Genomic DNA, 19,947 nt, shown 5'->3' on the forward strand with positions numbered 1-19,947 from the left:
ATCCATATTTTTTATTTTGCTGACATTCCTAAAATATTTGTGTTCATGATAAACTCTAACTCGATACAAACGATATATTTGTAATGCAATACCAATTAAGAACAATAATATTATAGGAGTCTTAAAAACATCTGTGGAAAGAGTATCTATATGGCCCTTCTCCTTTCTATTCAGATAAATCCTGTCGCACAGGTACAGCGCCTCTTCAACGCCATATCGCTTTTGTTCTCATTCCCTCCATCCCCTTTCTATAAGCTGTGATATCTCCTGAACAGCTACGCGCTAGTATTTCAGATGTGATGCATTGACACTTTTATGGATTACTCATTTTTCACCCCTACCTAATATGACGCAAAAAACTACCCGAACGGATGGTGCAGGTGTAAATTATTTTAAATATTCCTGTAAAACACTTTTGGAGCAAACCGGCTGATTATATGCCCCCTTGCGGACGGATCGACAGGGATGTCGCTCTCTGGCAAATCCAAGGAATTGATCAGTACCTGGCTTAAAAACTTGAAAATAAAATGTAAAACTTTTTTGGACAGGGGGGGTATCAAAAAGACCCCCTGTTTTCTCTTTATATGGCAAGAGGGCAAGTTAGTTTCATGAGGAGGTAAGATAATGCGCTAGACCTGACGTTTTTCTGGAGAACTTGAGGCTAATGCTTTTGCTCCGGAGGAAGCCCGGGCCATTGCCTGGTTTTCAACCGGCCTGCGCCGTGAAGCGATCAGATTGACTAAAAAGTACCGGCGACTGGACAAGCATGAGCTTTTGCTCCTGAATGGTCCGGTGACTCAAAACACTGATTCCGATAAGCTGACCATGCTTGATGCCATTCCGGCTCTTGTGGATGTTCCCGGTGAAGCTGCGGATATGGTATTTAGCCAGGAAGCCCTCCTGTTGCTAACACCGCAAGAACAAAGAGTGGTCCAGGCAACTATCTTGGATGGGTTTACTGAACGGGATGCGGCAAAAGAACTGGGAGTGTCACAGCCTGTGGTTCATCGCATGAAAGAGCGTGCGTTGAAGAAGTTGCGAAAACGTTTTGTCCTGGATAAGTCGATCGGCAAGTGATGTATACGACGCCATAACGACCAATCAAAATACTTGATTGGGGATGATAATTAATTGAGTTTTGATACCAAAGTTATTGAAGTGTTTACTGATGAACTCTCTCCAATTTGTAACCAAGTAAGAGCATTATTTACAGAGTTCTCCGTACCTTTTGTTGAAAGAAACATTGTCAAGGATCGCGAAGCTTTTAAAGACTTCGTGAAGTTAGAATTGCGCTTGGTTCCATCTTTCATATTTGCAGGTCGTTTATATGATGGATATAACCCTGAGCTTTGGGCAGGAATTGTAAATCGGCATTTCGATATTGTAATTCCGAAAGACCGACTACAAATAGTTTTGCCAAAGAAGCGCCCATGGATAGAAATACCAAAAAAAATAATAAGCTACAGCAAATAAAAAGGAGGAATTAAGTTTATGCCATCTTGTAGCGGAACAAAACCTAATTATGCTGGTTTCGTAAGTGATTATTTGTCTTACGCTACCACTGCGGCTTCCGAACTCGGAGTGTCAATCGCTTTTATTTTATGTCAATGGTATCAGGAGTGGGGTCTTCCCGCTAATAATCCAGCTTGGCAGGGATCTACCATGGGATATACAACATGTGGTTCGTGCGGCTCTTTCCCGATGTTTTGTAGTTTAAGTGATGGTACAGGGGCATATATTGCTCAAATGGGATACTACAATGATAATTCTTCATGGACAAACGTCTTTGGAAACCCAGTTAGCGTGTATAACTCTTATAATTGGGGATTCAATGGTGGGCAAACAGCCTATAATGTTTCTACTGATGATGGTTACTATGTTACTGCTACTAGCCAGCACTTTTATGGTGCACTTGAAAGCGGTGGTAACGGCACAACAGGAACCTATGCTGCAAATGAAGCAATTGGTGCCTCTCCCTGGAATTATGGTCACTACATGAGTTATACCTCTGGTGACACTTATCCAGGGCGTAGACTAAATGTTATATTGAACAATTCTGGTTGGGCTCCCACGTATTGCTATGTTCCGTAAACAAAAAGCCGGGCGATACTAATATATCGTCCGGCTTTTTTTATTGTTACGGACGTTGTTGCTGGTTGGTTAAAATTATCCTTGTTATTTTGTTATTTTCAAGTGAAAAGTCTAGATGGGGGTAATACAGACCATTAATTTCTTCTTTATTCGCTCCATTAATGAAAACAGACTGATATTTACTATTAGGCTGAAAGCTATAAACTACATCATATTTTTTAGTAATATATTCCAAAGAATCCCCAAGTCCAATTCCTGTATCTGTTGTTAGCTTAGAAGGTGCAGAAATTTGTATATCAACTACGCCTCCAATAACAGGTTCATTCTCACCCCTTCTATAGAATGCAACAGATAAACCCAAATCTTCATAGTACCATCTAACAAAAGGAGTTGTAGGAAACTTGTCTTTTTTTGTTGGCTCACCGTAAAGTTTCAACACCTGTTCTTGTGAATCACCGATATGAATTCCGGCAAGAGAAACGTTTTCTTTCGTCAAAGGTCCTGGACCGGCTTCGCTAGCGTTATTATTGACAATTTTAATTTTTTTTGAAGAACAACCAAAAAGCGTTAACAAGAGAAGAACCAAAACTAGACCCTTAATACCTTTTTTAAACATATGTCATTACCTCATTTCATATATTAGTTGAATTTTTTTACGGACGATTTTGTTCGTTGGATAACATTATCCTTGTTATTTTGTTATGTTCAATTTCAAAGATTAGATCTGGATACGTAATTAAATTTTTTTCTTTCGCAGTTTCTTCCGCATCATGTGGGTTGCGTAAAATCAAACAGCAGGTGCGTACGGCAGTCGTCCACTGTTCCCGGACAAACTCTTCATAAGCTGTGATATCTCCTGAACAAATACGCGATACCATTTCAGAAGTGATACATTGCTCACTTTTATGGATCACTCATTTTTCACCCCTACCTAATATGACGCAAAAAACCACCCGGACGGATGGTGCAAGTGTGAATTTTTCAAAAATATTCCCGAAAAACCCTCTTGGAGTAGACCGGCTGATATATGCCCCTGCGGATCAACAGGGATGTCACTCTCGGATTAAGGGCTACATCCCACAGGTTGTTGAAATCCTCCGTCTTCTTATTTCTTATGTTCAAAAGCCAGCCTTATCCAGTTTGATTTATAGCAAGGGCTGAAACGTGAAGCAAAATGAAAAACTTTTTGGACAAGGGGGTATCAAAGAGGTCCCTTTCTTTCTCTTTATACAGACAGAGAGGTTGTTTAGTGAAGTCACGTTTATGGTAGCTGACTGAAAAATATGTAGAACTTTTTTCGTTTTTGAATCGTCTATATATTAACAAACAAGTTAAATATAGGAATAGGGAGAAAGCTATCGAAAGCTAGAGGTGAAAACCATTGGATCTAAGATGAGTAATACATTATGACAACCTCAGCTCAGCCGTTGTTTTTTGATCTGTCCGTTTTCGTATAGTAGGTCCTTTTTTTCTTCCGGAGGTGGTGATGGAATGCAGGATCTGTTTACCTATGCTACTCTTGGCACCCTGGCCGGCGCGGTGGCTGCGACTGTTCTGGTGGTTGATTCCATTAAAGAGCTTGGTTTTTTGAAGCGTTTTTCCACTCGTTGTCTTGTGGTGGCGGTAGCTGAAGGAATCGTCTTTCTGGCCGATATCGCTGCAGGGAGTTTTACGATAAAAAATGTCCCGCTTTGTATTCTGAATGGTTTGCTGGTGGCGGCTTCCGCCATGGGAAGCTGGCAGGTGATTCATGATCGGCTGCTTGGTGGTTCTGAAAAGGCAAAGGGAGGTTGAGTGCCTTGAAGAAAAAACCGAAGTTTCATGAGTTAGTTGTCAGGGCTAAAAGCGGTGATGAGAAGGCTGTTATTCAAATAGTGTATCGGTTAAATCCGGCAGTTAAAAAATATAGCCGCCGGTCGGGGCATTATGCTGAATGTTATTCGGATCTGGTAACTTGGTTAATTGGCTCAATTAATCAGTACCCAGCTTGAAAAAGTTAAAAAACACAATTTAAAAGCAAAATGAAAAACTTTTTTTTGGCAGGGGGTATCAAAAAGACCCCCTGTTTTCTCTTTATATGGTAAGAGGGCAAGTTAGTTTCCATGATAGGAGGTGTGAGATAGTGAGCTATACCTGACGTTTCTTCTGGCGAACTTGAGGCTAATGCTTTTGATCCGGAGGAAGCCCGGGCGATTGCCTGGTTTTTAACCGGCCTGCGCCGTGAAGCGATCAGATTGACTAAAAAGTACCGGCGACTGGATGAGCATGAGCTTCTGCTCCTGAATGGTCCGGCGACTCAAGACACTGATTCCGATAAGCTGACCATGCTTGATGCCATTCCTGCCCTTGTGGATGTTCCTGGTGAAGCCGAGGATATGGTATTTATCCAGGAAGCTCTCTTGTTGTTAACGCCCCAAGAGCAAAGAGTGGTACAGGCAACGATCCTGGATGGATTTACCGAGCGAGAGGCGGCCAAGGAACTGGGGATATCACAGCCCGTGGTTCATCGCACAAAAGAGCGTGCGTTGAAGAAGCTGCGGAAGCGCTTTGCCCTGGATAAATCCGCCGGCAAGTAGAGCCTCAACTGCCACAGCATCGATGTCTCACGTGAAGTGGAAGAGTCTGGTTTTAGTCCAAATCGCCCTTTAATCGTTTTCTTCTCTTTGGAGGAAAGTGATATAAGCGACTGTTCTGGAAAGCGCTACAAAAGGAGAAGCGGCTTTGAGGCCGGGAATGTCCCGGCGGTAGTCCAAAAGGTAAAGAAGCGAGTATTGAGCATAATGCGCAAGCATTATGCAATGAGTAAGTTTACCCTAAACAAAGTTTTATAATCGCTCAACATTAAACTAAAAAATTAAGGAGGTTTTGATTTATGCCATATTTATCCTATAAATTTGATGATTTGGTTCCAGAACAGTCTATCGAAACTAAAGATACATTCACTGTATCAGAAACACAGGATGTTAATGTTGTTTTAGTGCAATGGTCGTATATTGGTGGATATCAGAATCCAGCTTGGCTTACTTACAAACTCATTGCAACAAGTGGTGGTCAATCCACTGGGGAGATACGGGTTGATGGTTTGTTTACAAGTAAAAGTATAACAATTAAGTTTGAAAATGTAGCATCAGGAACCTATAAAATGAGAATCTATAACAAAGGGGCTGGTCTTGCATACGGAAATGGCCATATATATTATCACTAAAGTGACAACCGGATAATAGGCTGAATTACTCCACCCTGAGCAGGGTGGAGTAATTCATAAAATCTAAACACAATACTTTAAGGATGCTCATTATTTTAGTGGAATTTTTATGTTTTGCTGTTGGCTGCCGGCTACCTGAGGAACAAGAACAAGAAATTCTGGTATATTTTTGGGTGCCTCACATACTAATCGGGCAACCGTAATTTTCGTATCTCCTTTAATTTGGTGGCTCAGTCTTATCGAAGCGCATTGCGGGATATTATTTCCTTTATCGTCCATTACAGCACTAAAATAAAATTCCTCTGTAAGTGGCCGAATTGATTCATATTCGATTAGCATGCTTAACGGAGAAATCTTTACTTCTTTTACCATAACAGAGGTTTCTCCAAATGTCTCTTTTTTCATTGGTGAAAATGTCCTGGTGGCCGCATCTGTGTCTTTCCTCGACACAGGAATCGGCCCAAGCAGCCATTCTCCTTGTTCCTTTCCGATTTGATAAATCGCCACCTCCAGGTTGAATGCTTCAGGTAAATCATCACTCGGGTAGATTTCCACCAATCCAACCCGGCCGTTATCCGCTTTTTCACACGTCGCTTGCTTAGTATTCTGAATAGGCTTACCATTGGCAAAAAACTGCATTCCCGGGGATCCCAAAGGAATGATCAAATCTCCGGGAAAAGTTTCGGGACTAAGGTCAGGTCTGGAAGTCGTGACTGTATAGCCAATATCGATCCTCCCCTCGTCATACAACACACCTGTAATGGTGACAGAAATATCTTTGTCCGTGGCCGTTAGGTTTGGTTTGGTCACGAACCCTTTATCCATTGCATTTTGAATTCCCCTGTCTTCGACAAAATTAAACACCGCATTGATAATGGGGATTTGCTCCAGCGCCCTGGCTATGACCGGGAAAATAAAACCGGATAGGATCACAAGCCCGCCGATTACAACTACGGCAGCAAAGCTGCAACAGATTTTGCGAATTACCGCGTTCCTCTGAAAATTTGTATCCGCGGCCGTGTTGTCAAGGGCACGCTCACGAATTTTGTCCCATGGAACGGCTTGAACCGGGTAGCGGTCGCCCTCTTTATATATTTCCTGTCTGATCATTTCATCCATGGTTCGTTCACCCCTTTGCAACATTCGTCTTGTAACGCTTGACTTTCTTTAAGCCGCCCGGCCATCTGACGGCGGGCCCTGGCGAGCCGCCACTTATATGTGCCTAGCGGCCAGCCTGCCGCAATTGAGGCTTCCCTGTCGGTTAAATCGCAAAAATAGCATAGAACCAAGGCAATTCTCTCCGGCTTGCTTATATCATGCAAGACGTCTCTTACCGCAATTCTGGTATCAGCCTGTTCAATTTTATCGCCGGGAGCTAATATTTCCATGTCAGATACGGATAAAGCTTTCGACTGACGACGCCTCCGCCGGTGCGCCGCGTTTAATAAAATCCGGTAAAACCATACGCGAAATTTATTTGGCTCCCTTAGCTGCCCACGAGACTTATACAGATTGACAAAAGCGTCCTGGGCAGCTTCTTCCGCATCATGCAGGTTGCCTAAAATCAAACAGCAGGTGCGTACGGCAGCCGTCCACTGCTCCCGGACAAACTCTTCATAAGCTGTGATATCTCCTGAACAAATACGCGATACCGCTTCAGAAGTGATGTATGGCCCACTTTTATCACGCACGCATCTTTCACCCCCCCTACCTAATATGATGCAAAAAACCACCCGGACGGATGGTTCAAGTGTTAATCTTTTAAAACAACCAAATTGATTTATTATTTATTAAAATTGCAACTATTTTTTAGTTGCAATTTTAAAGGCTTTTAGGTATAATAAGAATACAAAAACAAATCAAAAGTAATTGAAAGATTTAGAAATTATGAGCAAACGGGATAAGTTGCTGGAAAGACTATTAGAAAAACCTTCCGACTTCACCTATGTTGAAGCCAGGACCTTGTTGAGCCGGTTCGGTTACAGGGAGGATAATCGGGGACGTACATCCGGTTCAAGAGTAGCATTTGTGCACGTGCAAACAAAGCATGTGATAAGGCTGCACAAACCACACTCTGGTAATGTTTTAAAGAAGTATCAATTAGACGAGTTAACGGAAGCATTAAAGACTCAGGGGGTAATTTAAATCATGAAGGACGTCATGTTTTACAAAGACTTTATTGGTTCAATTCACTTCAGCACAGAGGATGAAATATTCTTTGGAAAGATAGAAGGTATTGATGATTCGATTGGTTTTGAAGGCAGTAGTGTCGAAGATTTAAAAAGTTCCTTCCGGGAAGCGGTTGAAGATTATATCGAATTATGCAAGTTAAACGGGAAAGAGCCGCAAAAAGTGTACAAAGGGACCTTTAATATAAGAATTTCACCGGAGATGCACAAACAAGCCGTACGAGAAGCTACAATAAAAGGGATTTCCTTAAATCAATTTGTTGAAAGCGCTATTGCAGAGAAGGTATCGGCTTCAAAAACAGCAAAAAAATCACAGTAGCAGGACTATAATTATCCACTCCCTCAAAAACATGATCCCATCAGCTAGAAGTATAAGCTTTCGTAGCCGACAAGAATCTGGTTCCTCCGATTTGCAAAACCACACCTTTTTCTGGTTTCTGTTTGGACTGCCCCCGGCAAAATGTAATTATATCAACCGCAGCAGTACACCAATCTGGATGTGAGCCCGCCGGTTAGCAGGCTTACCCTTTTGGTTCAAAACGGTCCTTATTTTAAATCTTACCGTACAATAGATTAGAAGGATTCCCGCATCTCATCTTGGCAAACGCTGAAAACTTATACCAACGTTAAAATTCCTTATTATTGTCTCCATACAGGCAACCGTAGCAATAATCAGAAAAAATAAGGCGGGAAAGTTATATCTCGGCTGTCCCTCGGTTACAAAAAAGACTGCCATAAGGAATATAATATTGAGGGTAACCACAGTTTCCCTGTATCCGATTGTTGACGATCTTTGAAAAATACCGGTAAGGATATGTTTTAGATTGACAATTGCATAAAATAATCCAAAAGAACTTAAAATGTATATAATAATATCTATGATCGCCCGAAAGAATGACAGTTTTCTTAAATTCTGCGCGGAAAAATAATCTTTATCTTTTATGATTTCATTCATCGTCCATTTTTCAACATCTTGAGCTCCGTTAAAAAAAGTATTCTTAACCCTGATTACACCCAGCTTGAAAAACTCAATTGGGTGGGCAAAGATCCACTTTTTTGCTTCGTCTTTATACAGTTTTTCCGTGTTTGCAGGATGTTCGGGAAATACGGTTCCCTTTTCCACAAACTTAGCTTTAAATTCTTCAGATACTTGGAATTCATTTGGATCCATCCAGCCGCCAACATAATTATAGTCATTGTTGTTAATATAGAGAACATATCCGCCATTGTAGGAAATGGGTATAAACGCGTTAAATACGATCCAGTTGCGATATGCCCAGGGCGCAATACACACAGCCATGACGGATGAGACAGCCAACACAGCAATCACTGTCTCTTTTACCGACTTGCTGCGCAGCCATTCCACAACAGCAAGAATTGCCGGATATGCGATAAAATAAGGCTTTGTAAGGGCTGCAAAGGCAATTAAAAATCCCAACAGCGGATAACGAAGCCTGTTATCGAATTCAGAGAATTGAACCAGAACGGTCAAGGCAACGAAAAACGTAAATAAAATTTCGGAACCTAAAACACTATTGTAGGCTATATAATTCGGTAATAAAGCTACAAGGAGATAAGCGGCAATTGCCGTTTTTTTAACGAACAGCTTATTAAAAATAAAAAATAACACAACCATCGTCGATACGGACAATAATAAGTTCAGATACTTTCCGGTCAAAACGTCCGTGTTGCCTGCCAGCTTAAAGAATAAACCTAAAACAAGGGGATAGCCCATTCCCTGAAAGGCAACAGGATTGCCCCATTGTGTAAAGCCGAGGTTGTTAAAAATATTAACGGCAATGATGTAATACCCTTCAAAATCCGATTCCAGCACATTCGGAATAGTAATTATCCAATAATACCTGAGAAGTAAGCCAATTACTGTAATGACAAGAATAGAAATAAGATATTTTTTTTCTAACTGTAAAATTTTTTTCAATTTCTTTCCTGCTCCTTTTTATCCAAAGCCTAATCATGTCCTGGCTTGTATTCAAGCACCTAGAATGGATCGTAGACGATATCTTTTTTGTAAATCCAGGCGTTCCACCCACCGGGACCGGAAACGTAAGCCATCTCCCCTATTTCCTTATCAATGTAAACCCTTTGGTCGGCAGGGTCAACCTCCTCAGGCAAACCCGCAATTTGTTCGGCATTTGGCCCGTAATAAATCTTTGTTCCGGCAGGAAGCCTGCCTTCCATGGGAACGGCTTCTTCCCTGGTGGCCAGGTATTCCCGGGATACCCAACCCCGTTGCACCCTGGGAACATCATAGACGGCGATATGCACATAGCGCCAGTTATACAGCTCTTTCTCTACCTTAACCACTTTCCCGGCAGCAAGGTCGGAAATTGGAGCATCCTGGCCGGGATAGAGATATACCGGCGCATTTTCTTTGACAACCATCAGGTACGGAGCTATATCCTGCAGCAGGTCGTTGGTATCCCTGGTCAGGTACCAGGCGGGCAACCATCCTTCGGTTGTCCCCGCCTGCACCAATACCCATGGCGATCGTTCCGCCAGCGACCTGACCTTCCGGCCGGCCTCCAGCTTTCCCGGCGAAGACAACTCGTCAGGGGAAGCATCGGCATAAAGCTCAATGGACATCCGGCAAAAAGTATTGGACATATTTCTTACCCATAAAAATGCCGATAAACTCAAGGCAGCTGCCAGAATAAAGATGAGTGACAGCCGTTTAAATATTCCAAATTTAGTCACTCAAAGATCCCCTTTAAAGCTGGTCTCACAGATACAATAAAAGTATTTCAAAACATTAAGAGCAAACCCCTTTATGATTACCCGCCATATGAGAAACTCGCAGGTGATTTAACAAGGGCTTCCTCAAGGCGGGTGAACCATCAGTACCGTTTGATATTACGAAGTTTATCGGAAAGAACATATTGTGGCTGCATTATGTGTAAAACCCAGTCAGCCTTCGGGTTAATTCTTTAAATAAATTTCCCTGGTTCCTCAAGCTTGTCCGGCAACCTGACACCTGGTTTTAGTTAAGCCTATAGTTAAGCCTAAAAGTATGACGGCGCAGTAAACAAATTGGTTCACCATTTACCTTCAAATTGTTCGATGGCGCAGCGAAAAAAGTGCCGATACACCGACTTCGAACTGTATAGGATGGCTCCGGGTTTCACTATGTAGCCATTTTTTAGTTATTTTAAAAGAAAGCAAAAGAACCGTCCCCCTGCTTCCAGAAAAAACGGCACGGCACAAGCGTCTCGTGTCTTTCGGGTTTGCCTTATTCTTAAGAAAGCCTTAAGATTTTCATGAAGTGGTTTGTAATATTCACCTGCCAGAATATTGAAGTGGAAAGGCAGGTGGCTTTATTTGAGCGGCGGGATGATCTGATTAGGATGCAACGGAGGCGTTTTATGGAAAGATTAAATGTGCTGGTGTGTGATGATGACACCGCCATCGTGGATGCGCTGGAAATCTATTTAAAACACGAAAACTACGGGGTGATCAAAGCCTATACCGGGGCGCAGGCCCTGCAAGCTCTGGCCGAACACGAAATCCACCTGATCGTATTGGATGTTATGATGCCGGAAATGGACGGGCTGTCGGCCACCATCAGGATTCGGGAGGAACGCAATATTCCTATCATCATCATCTCGGCCAAATCCGAGGATACGGATAAGATTGCCGGGCTTAATTTTGGGGCGGATGATTATGTGACCAAACCTTTTAATCCTTTGGAATTAATGGCCCGGGTCAAATCACAGATGCGCCGGTACACCACCCTGGGGAGTATCGCCCATAAAAGCGGCATTCTAAAAACCGGCGGTCTGGAACTGGGCCGGGAGGGCAAAGAGGTGCGGGTTGACGGGGAAGTCATCCGGCTGACTCCCACCGAATACGGGATCGTAGTGTTTTTAATGGAGAACATGGGGCGCGTGTTTTCCATCGCCCAAATTTATGAGCAGGTGTGGAATGAACCGTCCTATGCGGCAGAAAATACGGTGGCCGTACACATAAGGAGGATTCGGGAAAAAATTGAAATCAATCCTAGAGAACCAAAATATTTAAAGGTGGTGTGGGGCATTGGATATAAAATCGAGAAATATTAACTATTCCGGCGGAGCCAAACTGGCAGCCGTGATCATAGTCTGGCTGGGCTTTCTGGGGACTATGGGCAGTTGCCTTTTTTTGTACCGGAATCACGACATCGCCAGTTCATCAAGCTATAACGAAGTTTATTCGTTCCAAAGCAAATTTGCTTCGCTGGTGCATAACGTAGTGGAATATCATGTCTTACTGAAAAACGAAGACCATATTCAGAACTCCGGCGCAGACGGGCAAACCGCAGCCGACAATCTGCAACGCCTCCACCGCATTGAAAATAAGCTTCCCGCCATGGTCAATTTCGTTTATTATGTGCGCAATACCCAAACCGGGGAAACATGGAGCAATTTGGGCTCAGAGATAGCCGATCCGGTCAGGTTTATCCAGAAGCAACCAGCCAGAGCCTTTCTTAACGGCTGGACATCTGATGCCAGCATCCCTTTCGGAAACCTTGAAGATATGATGGCCGGCCGCCCCTATGAGGTATACGCGGCAGTAGTGGACCCGCCGCAAGCCGGGGATATGTTCTATGACAACTATCTGGATTACACCCGGACCAAAGCCCTCACCGACGCCGCCACCATTTTGGCGATGATAGCCTTCGTCCTCATGGCGGCTGCCTTTGTTTATCTGATTTATACAACCGTCCGCCGGGAACCGGAGGAATACGGGACGCCGCCCCGGCCAACCTGGCTGTACGCCGATGTCCATACGGTTCTGGTGTTGCTAGCGGCAGTTCTGTCATTGACTGTCGTCGTCGGCTTTGGCCCGGATCTATCGGATACACTGATCATAGCAGCCCTGGCCGTTGTTCTCAGCCTGGATCTATTCATTGGCTTAACCTATGTTTTGTCCATAGCCCGGCAGATCAGAGACCGGTCAATTTTTACCAACACCCTGCTGTACAAGCTCGGCTCGGCTTTAAAAGCCTTCCTGCGCCTGGCTTTCCGGGGCGAGGGCTTTAAACTGTGGATACTGCCGCTGCTTTTGGGCTACGGCTTCGCAAACGGATTGTTGTTTGTGCTTTTCCGCGAAACCTACCGTGGCTATTTCGGCGGATCCGCCTTCTTTATCCTCTTCTTATTAATCGCCTTCAATGCCGGGGTTGTCTACTTTGCCGCCAGGTCGCTGGCCGCTTTGCCGCAGATCATGGAGGCGGTCAAGGAGATCTCGGCCGGGAACCTGGACTACCCCTTGGAGAGCACCGGCATTCCCGTCAGCTTTGCGGCTTTCGCCGAAGATATCCGCAGCCTCCAGGGAGGATTGCAAAAAGCGTTGGCCCAAGCGGTCAAAGGCGAGCGGATGAAAACCGATCTGATCACCAATGTCTCTCATGATCTGAAAACTCCGCTTACTTCCATCATCAATTATGTTGACTTGCTCCAGAAGGAGCAGTTGGAGAATGAAGCGGCGGCTGAGTATGTCAATATATTGGAAGAAAAATCAGCCCGCTTAAAGCAGCTCATTGAGGACCTGGTGGAAGCCAGCAAGGCCTCCAGCGGCAATCTGGCGGTGACCGGAGAAAAAGTGGACTTGCAGGAGCTGATGATGCAGGCGTGCGGAGAATATGAGGAAAAAATCCAACAGGCAGAGCTGGATCTTCATATTCAAACTGCGGCTGAAACGGTCTGCGTATGGGCGGACGGCAAACACATGTGGCGGATAGCCGAAAACCTGTTGTCCAATGTGGTGAAATACTCCCTGCCCCATTCCCGGGTGTATATTGATATTGCCTCCAACAATGGCTATGGATCTTTCACCATTAAAAACATCTCGGCTTTTCCCCTTAATATTTCTCCCGAGCAGCTTACCGAGCGCTTCGTACGGGGGGATGAGGCCAGAAGCACCGAAGGATCGGGACTGGGCCTTTCCATTGCGCAGAGCTTAACCGGTTTGCAGGGAGGAAAATTCCGGCTGGAAATTGACGGCGATTTATTCAAAGTAACGGTAGCCATCCCTTTGTGACAGAAGAGTAAAAAGGGACATGAGACTGTATCCAAAGGTTGTTTCAATTGATTCCGCCGTGGAGCTAAGATGGATGGGCGGTTGGTTCTGATATTGCGGCAATTCTTACCACAAGAATCCAAAACCGTTATATACTTTGTCCCGATATAAGGCGGACCAACCCGGTATCAAGCGTAAAACCCCATGCCGGGTTTGCGGTCCGTCTTAAAAGAAAGCACCGTTAAAAAGCAGGCATAGAGCGGGTTTGCGGCGAAATTAGTATGCATTATACCAGTGGAAAAGGCAGAGGAGTCAAGCGTGGACGACACTGTGGCAGCAACATGTTCCGGCATGCCGGAAGCGGAGCAGATCGAAGGGCTGCGCCGGTTGGCGGAACCGATTTTAGCATGGTATGAGCAAAACGCCCGCATCCTGCCGTGGCGTGAGCAGCCTGATCCTTATAGGGTATGGATCTCCGAAATCATGCTGCAGCAAACGCGTATAGAGGCGGTACTGCCTTATTTTTATAGATTTGTGGAGGTATTGCCGGACATTCCTGCCCTGGCGAAGGCGGAGGAAGCCACTCTGCTGAAGTTGTGGGAGGGGTTGGGCTACTATAACCGGGTGAGAAACTTGCAAAAGGCAGCCCGCATTATTGTGGAGCGCCACGGCGGGAGGCTTCCGTCTTCCTATCAGCACCTGTTGAAGCTGCCCGGGATCGGAGAGTATACCGCCGGAGCGATCGCTTCCATTGCCTATCATATCCCCGTCCCGGCAGTGGATGGCAATGCGCTCAGGGTATTGGCCCGTTTGCTGGCCTGCCGGGCCGATATAGCACAGCCGCAGGCCAGGAAAACCCTGCGCGCAGCGGCTCAAGCCATGCTGCCCCGCGAACGCGCGGGGGACTTTAACCAGGCCATGATGGATCTGGGGTCCCTGGTATGCCTGCCGGGTCCGGCTCCCCGCTGTGACCTCTGTCCCGTGCGGACAGGCTGTGCCGCCTACCGGCAGGGCGTGGCGGACAAACTTCCCGTTAAGTCTCCCCAAAAGCCCCGCGCCATGCAGCAAAAAACAGTGCTGGTGCTGGCTTCTCAGGGCAAGACGCTGCTCAGGCGGCGTCCCGCAGAAGGGCTGCTGGCGGGGTTATGGGAATTCCCCAATTTGGATGGCTGGCTTACTGAGAAGGAAGTGGCCGCTTTGTTGGACGAATGGGGGATCTGCCCCGCATCGGTGCGAAGGCTGGCGGACGCACGACATATTTTTACCCATATGGAGTGGCATATGCACGGGTATCTGGTGTATGCCGCAGATGCCCTGCCTGTACCAAACTGTGTTTGGGTGGATGGGGAGGCGGTGCGCCGGGAATATGCGCTGCCCAGCGCATATTCGGCTTTTACCCGGCATCTTCCCCGCTGGCTGGCAGAAACAAAAAACAACCTTGAGATTCATTAATCAGACGTTGTTTAGGATATGAAAAACGGAAAAAAGAGTATCCCATCCAGAATTTAATGGGCATAGTAAAAGCCGCCACATTTCTGTAACGGCCTATGACATGTACTGATTCAATGTAAATTTTATTCCCGCTTTCCATGCAGTACCTCTCGGACAGCGGCCTTCATCATGGAGGATACCTCGTCAATAGAATAACCGTTTTTGCCGCTCAACCGGCCTTCCTCAGCGGCAATCAGGTTTTCCCGAAGGCGCAGCATGCTCTCGCGCCTTGCAAATGCTTCAACATCCATCACCACCAGATCGCCCTCGCCGTTCTTGGTCAGGTGCACCGGTTCTCCCGACCGCTTGCACAGCTCAGAAATCTCATTGTAATTTAATCCATCTCCGCCGTCACCGTTTTTCCGGTAAAGGCGTCGATGTACTCCATGCCTGCACCATGGTCCGGCATGTAAACCAGGACGGGCTCGGGCGCTTTCTGGCCGTAATACTCAGGCCAGAGGTAAACCAGGCGCAACGGGTGGCTTTTCAAAAATTCGGCTTTTGCCGCCTCAGCGGTCACAACATTCTTGCTGTCCGGAAGGGTGACGGATGAACTGCTGTTCCTGTCGTGAAAAGCCGTAATCCCGCCGGTAAGTCCGTCCACAGTGACAGAGTACCCCCGGTCCGAAACCGGGATGCCCTGGTGCGTGCACGTGAAGGCAAAATTATACTCCGGACGCTGCTCATTGCCTTCCAGCTTGCTCCTGTCCACCCAGTCGGGAATGCTTTCTTCCTGCGGCCAGGAGACGTACATTTCCATTTCGGCCGCGCCCCGATCCAGGTACCTTTGCAAAAATTGGATGGCTGTTTCCTGCGCGGCGGCCCTGGATACTGTCGCCTTCTCGCCGTGCCCGGCTTCGTCCTGCAGGTTGAACCCGACAACCTGTCCTGTGTCCGCCAGAGTCCTGAGATACAAATAACGCATTGTGCTGTAATCCGGCGTACCGTCCTGACCCGTTTGGGGTTCGGAGTTCAAGTGGTACGTTTTCACCTTAATTCCCGGCTGAAGGGATTCTTCCACCTCATCTTCCCCGCTAAGCTTCATGCCGGCAATATCCATGCCGGTCTCAGCGGCAAGCAGAGCGGCTGCTTCTTCGGGAGTCGCGGCGACCAGTTTCTTACCCTCCCCAGTCAGGCTTACCAGACTGATCTGCGGCGGCTGCTGAAAACCGGCCAGCGGCTCCCCCGTTACAGCGTCTATGGACGCATAGGCCGAAGGAGCGTACATCAAAACCGGACGGGTTTCGACCTCCCCGCTGCGATACTTTGGATACTGCAAAGGAAAGCTGCCAACATAGTTCAGCTTCATTTCCAGCAGCCCGGCAAAAATCTCTTCCGCAGCTTCCCCTGTTATGGCCAGGGCAGGAGATGGAAACGCGGCAAGGTCCGGTTCTTCGTATTTTATGCCGCCATTTATCTGATAAAAACCATCTGTATAATATTCGGTGACATGACCGGCTGCGTCGACATCCACCCGAATGCCGCTGTTTAACATAGGTATGCCGTTGATCAGGCGCTCAAACTGCACTCCCGCCTCGGTCCAGTTTATCTCGTTCCCCTTGCTGTCCCGCGCGCCTCCTGAACTGAAGCCTATTCCATCACTCATCCGGTAGTCCTTGATCTTATCTCCCAGAACCTGCCGGGCAAATTCATAAGCTTTTTCTTTGGCCAGTTCGGCAGGTGGGAGCTCTAAAGAAGCCCAATCCGGGTTCCGGATATCGAACCTCACCAGTTCGTTTGTACCGGTTTTAAAAGAAAGACTGGCACGAATGCACATAATACCAGACACCGCCTCACCGGCACGATTGCTCAAGGTTACCCCCCAAGCATCCTCCCCCCCTTCATGCACTCCTTCCACGGTGAGTTCCTTTAGCTCGGGCACGATTTGATAGATTTTTTCCATGGCTTGCTGCTGTGACTCAGTCAACTCCACTTCGTGAAGCGGGTACGTCCCGTTTGTCACCTGTACACTTTCCACACCGCCTTTTACTTCCCGCGCCACCACCGGCGCATCTTGTCCCGCCGCCAAAGCGGTCGCGGACAACAGCATACCCGCTGTCAGGACGGCAACCACTACGCCTTTAGCCTTTTTCAAAAAATATCTCCTCCTTTACCTGCGGGATTATCCGCTATGCAATTGGTATAAATGCCACACGACTTTAGAATAGTTGCCCACGCCGCCAACGGCGCCACGTATGATGAAACACCGGGCGATGCAGAGGCAATTTTAAAAATATCCCTATAAAATATGACGGACAGCAAAAAAGGCAGGTTCACCCAAACATCTATTCTTTTCCAGGTGGCTGTCAGACCTGGTTTGAATATGTATATGCCAAAAAAGCTACATGCTTTCAATCAAGCTTTTTCTTTCTCTCTTTAACCGTTCCAGCTCTTGTTCGCTTTTTGCCAGCGTATGTTTTAGAACTTCCAAAATGTTATCCACCTTGTCTCTCTGTAAAACTGCATTTGCCAGCGAGTTTTTTATTCTGGACTGAACAATCCAATCTGCTATGAGGCCGTCGAAAAAATAATCCGCAAAAGATGCAAAGCCCCCAATATCAATAGCCACTCCTGATTGTAAATATGGATCCACATCTTTCAGCTCTCTTGAAAATATCATTAACTTTTGCTGCACTCTATGTACTGAATCTCTGGCATCATGAACTCTTGAGTGTTTTATAGCGGTTGAGAGAAGCCCTCCGCCCAGCAGATCCCAGGTTCCCCAGCCTTGTGCGCTTCTCAAGGAGCTAATAACTCCGTTTACTTCTTTTAAAACCGCATCCCCGGCATGCATCGCTTCCTTTAACTCTCTTATATTAGATTGAATATCAGCGATCTCCTCGGAAAGCCGCAGGACTTTTTGAGAAGCGGCACTACCTTCATGTAAGACAAAATTTTCTTTCTCTCTAAATACAGCTTCATATTGCATGTCTAAATCTTTTAACTGATCAATTTTTTGATTAATATCTGCAAACTGTTCCTCCAGAGCCGAAATCGAATCTTTACATTGATCAAACCTCAGCTTGGCGGCGAGATATTCTTGCCGTTCTTTTTCCAGCTGTTCCTCCTTGCTTCCCAATATGCCCAGGAAAAGGCCGGTAAGACTTAATCCCTCCAGCTTTTGTACATCTTTGCCTTCTTTCTGCAAGCAGTTCGCAAGCTCATCCAGCCTTGCTTTTTCCGCATAAAGCTTTTGCTCTATATCATTATGAGCAGCCAAAAGTTTCTGCTTTATTCTCATTTTCTCTTTCACATCCATCAGCCGCCTGTTAAGCTCTTCCAGCAATCCTTTCCCCCCTTTAATATACTTTGATTGAATAATTTCAATAGGAATAAGGTATATTGACCCCGGAACATTCATCAAAAGGGGCCACCGGTTTTATTGCTTTTTCTCTTCCAATAACCTTCTAATTTCTTTAAGCTCACGATCCATTGCTTCCATTTTGTTGAAAATATTCTTTTTGAAAAAACACTTTAATACTATATGAATAATAACGGCGATAATGATAATTAGTATTAATAAATCAATAATCTGAGCAATAACGGTAGCGTTAAATTCCAGACCCAATTTTTCACCTCCCTTATTGGAATCTTACCGTACAACTGTTGGCAGCATATATGCTCTCCTTGGCGAATGACGCTTCGGCTTTATACAGAGGCGTTCCGGTCAATACTATACGTATTTTGACCACGGGCGGTTGAGCGGGGTTTTGCGCATCGCCCGGAGATCCCGTTAGTTGTTCCAACCTGATCTCTTTGACGTATTGCGAGCCCGGGCTCTCGATAATTGTTTTTTCTTTCAAACTGTCGGCCGGTTCCACATTTAAAAAGCTGAATACCAAATCACTTGATTGTTCGTTATACCGGACCGTTGTGTACGGCAGCCTGCTGCCGCCGGCGAGCACTTCTCCCGGCGCCGCCTCGAAATCGAAAACAACTGCCGATTCCTGAATTTCAATATTAGTGAGAATTTGCTTCCAGCCGTCCTTCCCGAAAGCAATATCTTCTTGTTCGTTCAAGGGCAGGAACGGCTCCTCCCTTCTCAATTCTTCCGTGTCGGGGTTGTAAGTCAACAGGTAGGGAAATTGGTAATTGCCGGTATCGCTGCCCCCTCTGGCGGTAAACACAAGTTCTCCGTCTTTGTATTCTTTGAATTTGGCGGTTTCAATGAAGTAGACGATGTGTTTCATACCGTTGAATGATGGGTGATCGAGGTAAAAATCATGGTCGCCGGACGTCCCCTTTTCTACCAGTATAAAGCTGTCGCCGATAGCTCTGACGTCTCTTACCTGGTTGCCGGGAAAAGGCAGGGGGTGATAAAACCCGCCAGGATACCAGGCCACTACCTCATCCCATTTATAGGCGCCGTAATAGCTCTGGGGTATATCCAATTCATCAAAAATTTGGCCAATATTTTCTCCGTCCGCTCCGGACTGCCAAATCGAGGCTTTTTCTCCCTGCACCCGCACCCACATCAGGCTCCGGCCGCTCCCGGCCCACCAGGGATGGCAGTCGGAATATCCCGGCGTCCCGTCGCCGTCGCTGATTCTTCTCGCCCCGGAACCGTCCGGCTGCGCCAGCCAGATTGCAGACGACGGCCATTCCTCGGGCTGACTAATTTCCGGCGCAGATTTCGCCCGGCTTACCGCGATGAACGCTCCTTCCGGTGACCAGGCCGGGTCGCGGTCCACATAGCCCTCGGGAGTCACCGTCACCGCCAGGTCCGGCCTGTTAACAGGCATGATCGAGAGGCGCTTGTTGGACTGCGCTTCCCTGCCGCTGCCTTCAATATACGCCACAGAGTCACCATAACAATACCAGTCGACCCAGTCGGGGTAAGCAAGCATGGTTGCCAGCTGCCGGGGAGCTTCTCCATCTATTGAGGTTACATATAAACTTACCCCGTCGGCAGTCAAGGATGCAGAGGAAGGGTATTTAAAAAAGCTCAAGTCATGC

General features: G+C 46.3%; 23 protein-coding genes. 12 read left to right on the forward strand and 11 right to left on the reverse strand.

Going from position 1 to position 19,947, the window contains the following annotated elements; genetic code table 11:
- Window positions 1-735: 735 nt before the first annotated feature.
- From Psch_RS06180 to Psch_RS06190, 3 genes are read left to right on the forward strand one after another with little or no spacing between them, the layout of a single operon-like run.
- Complete coding sequence (locus Psch_RS06180) at window positions 736-1,077, forward strand: sigma-70 family RNA polymerase sigma factor (RefSeq protein ID WP_243120712.1); 342 nt, start codon at window positions 736-738, stop codon at window positions 1,075-1,077.
- Window positions 1,078-1,131: 54 nt separating this feature from the next.
- Window positions 1,132-1,473 (forward strand): glutaredoxin family protein, encoded by a 342-nt coding sequence (locus Psch_RS06185; protein ID WP_190239529.1) that lies wholly within the window; start codon window positions 1,132-1,134, stop codon window positions 1,471-1,473.
- Between the two features lie 18 nt (window positions 1,474-1,491).
- On the forward strand, window positions 1,492-2,091 hold the full coding sequence (locus Psch_RS06190; protein ID WP_134219476.1) for a hypothetical protein: 600 nt from the start codon (window positions 1,492-1,494) through the stop codon (window positions 2,089-2,091).
- Window positions 2,092-2,137: 46 nt separating this feature from the next.
- Here Psch_RS06190 and Psch_RS06195 read toward each other — a convergent pair whose 3' ends face one another.
- Together Psch_RS06195 and Psch_RS06200 are read right to left on the reverse strand one after the other, a co-directional pair.
- Entirely contained in the window at window positions 2,138-2,707 is a 570-nt protein-coding gene (locus tag Psch_RS06195) for a hypothetical protein (protein WP_190239530.1), read from the reverse strand.
- Window positions 2,708-2,744: 37 nt separating this feature from the next.
- Complete coding sequence (locus tag Psch_RS06200; RefSeq protein WP_134219478.1) at window positions 2,745-3,005, reverse strand: RNA polymerase sigma factor; 261 nt, start codon at window positions 3,003-3,005, stop codon at window positions 2,745-2,747.
- Between the two features lie 577 nt (window positions 3,006-3,582).
- On the opposite strand from Psch_RS06200, the gene Psch_RS06205 reads away from it, so the two are divergent.
- The 4 genes from Psch_RS06205 to Psch_RS06220 all read left to right on the forward strand — a co-directional run bounded on the left by Psch_RS06205 (window position 3,583) and on the right by Psch_RS06220 (window position 5,296).
- Window positions 3,583-3,885, forward strand: a complete 303-nt coding sequence (locus tag Psch_RS06205) for a hypothetical protein (RefSeq protein WP_190239531.1) — start codon at window positions 3,583-3,585, stop codon at window positions 3,883-3,885.
- Window positions 3,886-3,890: 5 nt separating this feature from the next.
- Window positions 3,891-4,082 (forward strand): helix-turn-helix domain-containing protein, encoded by a 192-nt coding sequence (locus Psch_RS06210; RefSeq protein WP_190239532.1) that lies wholly within the window; start codon window positions 3,891-3,893, stop codon window positions 4,080-4,082.
- A gap of 138 nt (window positions 4,083-4,220) precedes the next feature.
- The gene (locus tag Psch_RS06215; protein WP_190240243.1) at window positions 4,221-4,667 is read left to right on the forward strand and encodes a sigma-70 family RNA polymerase sigma factor; all 447 of its coding nucleotides are present in this window, start codon (window positions 4,221-4,223) and stop codon (window positions 4,665-4,667) included.
- A 296-nt stretch (window positions 4,668-4,963) separates the two neighbouring features.
- Window positions 4,964-5,296 (forward strand): hypothetical protein, encoded by a 333-nt coding sequence (locus tag Psch_RS06220; RefSeq protein WP_190239533.1) that lies wholly within the window; start codon window positions 4,964-4,966, stop codon window positions 5,294-5,296.
- 90 nt (window positions 5,297-5,386) lie between these two features.
- Here the strand turns inward: Psch_RS06220 and Psch_RS06225 are convergent, their stop codons facing one another.
- Together Psch_RS06225 and Psch_RS06230 are read right to left on the reverse strand one after the other, a co-directional pair.
- Window positions 5,387-6,415, reverse strand: a complete 1,029-nt coding sequence (locus tag Psch_RS06225; RefSeq protein WP_190239534.1) for a DUF4179 domain-containing protein — start codon at window positions 6,413-6,415, stop codon at window positions 5,387-5,389.
- Window positions 6,403-6,987 (reverse strand): RNA polymerase sigma factor, encoded by a 585-nt coding sequence (locus Psch_RS06230; RefSeq protein ID WP_190239535.1) that lies wholly within the window; start codon window positions 6,985-6,987, stop codon window positions 6,403-6,405. Before Psch_RS06230 ends, Psch_RS06225 begins: the two co-directional genes overlap by 13 nt.
- Window positions 6,988-7,183: 196 nt before the next feature.
- Between Psch_RS06230 and Psch_RS06235 the strand changes: the two genes are divergently transcribed.
- Both Psch_RS06235 and Psch_RS06240 read left to right on the forward strand, forming a co-directional pair.
- Complete coding sequence (locus Psch_RS06235) at window positions 7,184-7,441, forward strand: type II toxin-antitoxin system HicA family toxin (protein WP_190239536.1); 258 nt, start codon at window positions 7,184-7,186, stop codon at window positions 7,439-7,441.
- Between the two features lie 3 nt (window positions 7,442-7,444).
- A complete protein-coding gene (locus Psch_RS06240; protein ID WP_190239537.1) occupies window positions 7,445-7,804 on the forward strand; it encodes a type II toxin-antitoxin system HicB family antitoxin in 360 nt (119 codons plus the stop codon).
- Between the two features lie 273 nt (window positions 7,805-8,077).
- On the opposite strand, the gene Psch_RS06245 is transcribed toward Psch_RS06240, so the two are convergent.
- Both Psch_RS06245 and Psch_RS06250 read right to left on the reverse strand, forming a co-directional pair.
- Window positions 8,078-9,424: an ArnT family glycosyltransferase gene (locus Psch_RS06245; protein WP_190239538.1), complete on the reverse strand. Its 1,347-nt coding sequence runs from the start codon at window positions 9,422-9,424 to the stop codon at window positions 8,078-8,080.
- A 59-nt stretch (window positions 9,425-9,483) separates the two neighbouring features.
- A complete protein-coding gene (locus tag Psch_RS06250) occupies window positions 9,484-10,200 on the reverse strand; it encodes an SH3 domain-containing protein (protein ID WP_134219486.1) in 717 nt (238 codons plus the stop codon).
- A gap of 665 nt (window positions 10,201-10,865) precedes the next feature.
- Between Psch_RS06250 and Psch_RS06255 the strand changes: the two genes are divergently transcribed.
- The 3 genes from Psch_RS06255 (at window position 10,866) to mutY (ending at window position 14,952) form a co-directional block, all read left to right on the forward strand.
- The gene (locus Psch_RS06255; protein WP_190239539.1) at window positions 10,866-11,561 is read left to right on the forward strand and encodes a response regulator transcription factor; all 696 of its coding nucleotides are present in this window, start codon (window positions 10,866-10,868) and stop codon (window positions 11,559-11,561) included.
- Window positions 11,536-13,521, forward strand: a complete 1,986-nt coding sequence (locus Psch_RS06260; RefSeq protein ID WP_134219490.1) for a sensor histidine kinase — start codon at window positions 11,536-11,538, stop codon at window positions 13,519-13,521. Before Psch_RS06255 ends, Psch_RS06260 begins: the two co-directional genes overlap by 26 nt.
- 297 nt (window positions 13,522-13,818) lie before the next feature.
- Window positions 13,819-14,952, forward strand: coding sequence for an A/G-specific adenine glycosylase (mutY, locus tag Psch_RS06265; protein ID WP_243123961.1), 1,134 nt, complete (start codon window positions 13,819-13,821; stop codon window positions 14,950-14,952).
- Between the two features lie 122 nt (window positions 14,953-15,074).
- On the opposite strand, the gene Psch_RS06270 is transcribed toward mutY, so the two are convergent.
- The 5 genes from Psch_RS06270 to Psch_RS06290 form a co-directional block, all read right to left on the reverse strand.
- The gene (locus Psch_RS06270; protein ID WP_134219491.1) at window positions 15,075-15,314 is read right to left on the reverse strand and encodes a type II toxin-antitoxin system prevent-host-death family antitoxin; all 240 of its coding nucleotides are present in this window, start codon (window positions 15,312-15,314) and stop codon (window positions 15,075-15,077) included.
- 11 nt (window positions 15,315-15,325) lie between these two features.
- Complete coding sequence (locus tag Psch_RS06275; protein WP_134219492.1) at window positions 15,326-17,086, reverse strand: YcdB/YcdC domain-containing protein; 1,761 nt, start codon at window positions 17,084-17,086, stop codon at window positions 15,326-15,328.
- A 246-nt stretch (window positions 17,087-17,332) separates the two neighbouring features.
- The gene (locus Psch_RS06280) at window positions 17,333-18,277 is read right to left on the reverse strand and encodes a hypothetical protein (RefSeq protein WP_134219493.1); all 945 of its coding nucleotides are present in this window, start codon (window positions 18,275-18,277) and stop codon (window positions 17,333-17,335) included.
- A gap of 93 nt (window positions 18,278-18,370) precedes the next feature.
- A complete protein-coding gene (locus Psch_RS06285; protein WP_134219494.1) occupies window positions 18,371-18,559 on the reverse strand; it encodes a hypothetical protein in 189 nt (62 codons plus the stop codon).
- A gap of 13 nt (window positions 18,560-18,572) precedes the next feature.
- Entirely contained in the window at window positions 18,573-19,940 is a 1,368-nt protein-coding gene (locus tag Psch_RS06290; protein WP_134219495.1) for a TolB family protein, read from the reverse strand.
- Window positions 19,941-19,947: the final 7 nt, after the last annotated feature.

Source organism: Pelotomaculum schinkii (assembly GCF_004369205.1).
Lineage (GTDB): Bacteria > Bacillota > Desulfotomaculia > Desulfotomaculales > Pelotomaculaceae > Pelotomaculum_C > Pelotomaculum_C schinkii.

Coding starts and splice junctions, on each gene's coding strand:
- Psch_RS06190 (WP_134219476.1), top strand. CDS start 1,492: ATGCCATCTTGTAGCGGAACAAAACCTAATTATGCTGGTTTCGTAAGT.
- Psch_RS06240 (WP_190239537.1), top strand. CDS start 7,445: ATGAAGGACGTCATGTTTTACAAAGACTTTATTGGTTCAATTCACTTC.
- Psch_RS06195 (WP_190239530.1), bottom strand. CDS start 2,707: ATGTTTAAAAAAGGTATTAAGGGTCTAGTTTTGGTTCTTCTCTTGTTA.
- Psch_RS06220 (WP_190239533.1), top strand. CDS start 4,964: ATGCCATATTTATCCTATAAATTTGATGATTTGGTTCCAGAACAGTCT.
- Psch_RS06225 (WP_190239534.1), bottom strand. CDS start 6,415: ATGGATGAAATGATCAGACAGGAAATATATAAAGAGGGCGACCGCTAC.
- Psch_RS06205 (WP_190239531.1), top strand. CDS start 3,583: ATGCAGGATCTGTTTACCTATGCTACTCTTGGCACCCTGGCCGGCGCG.
- Psch_RS06235 (WP_190239536.1), top strand. CDS start 7,184: ATGAGCAAACGGGATAAGTTGCTGGAAAGACTATTAGAAAAACCTTCC.
- Psch_RS06255 (WP_190239539.1), top strand. CDS start 10,866: ATGGAAAGATTAAATGTGCTGGTGTGTGATGATGACACCGCCATCGTG.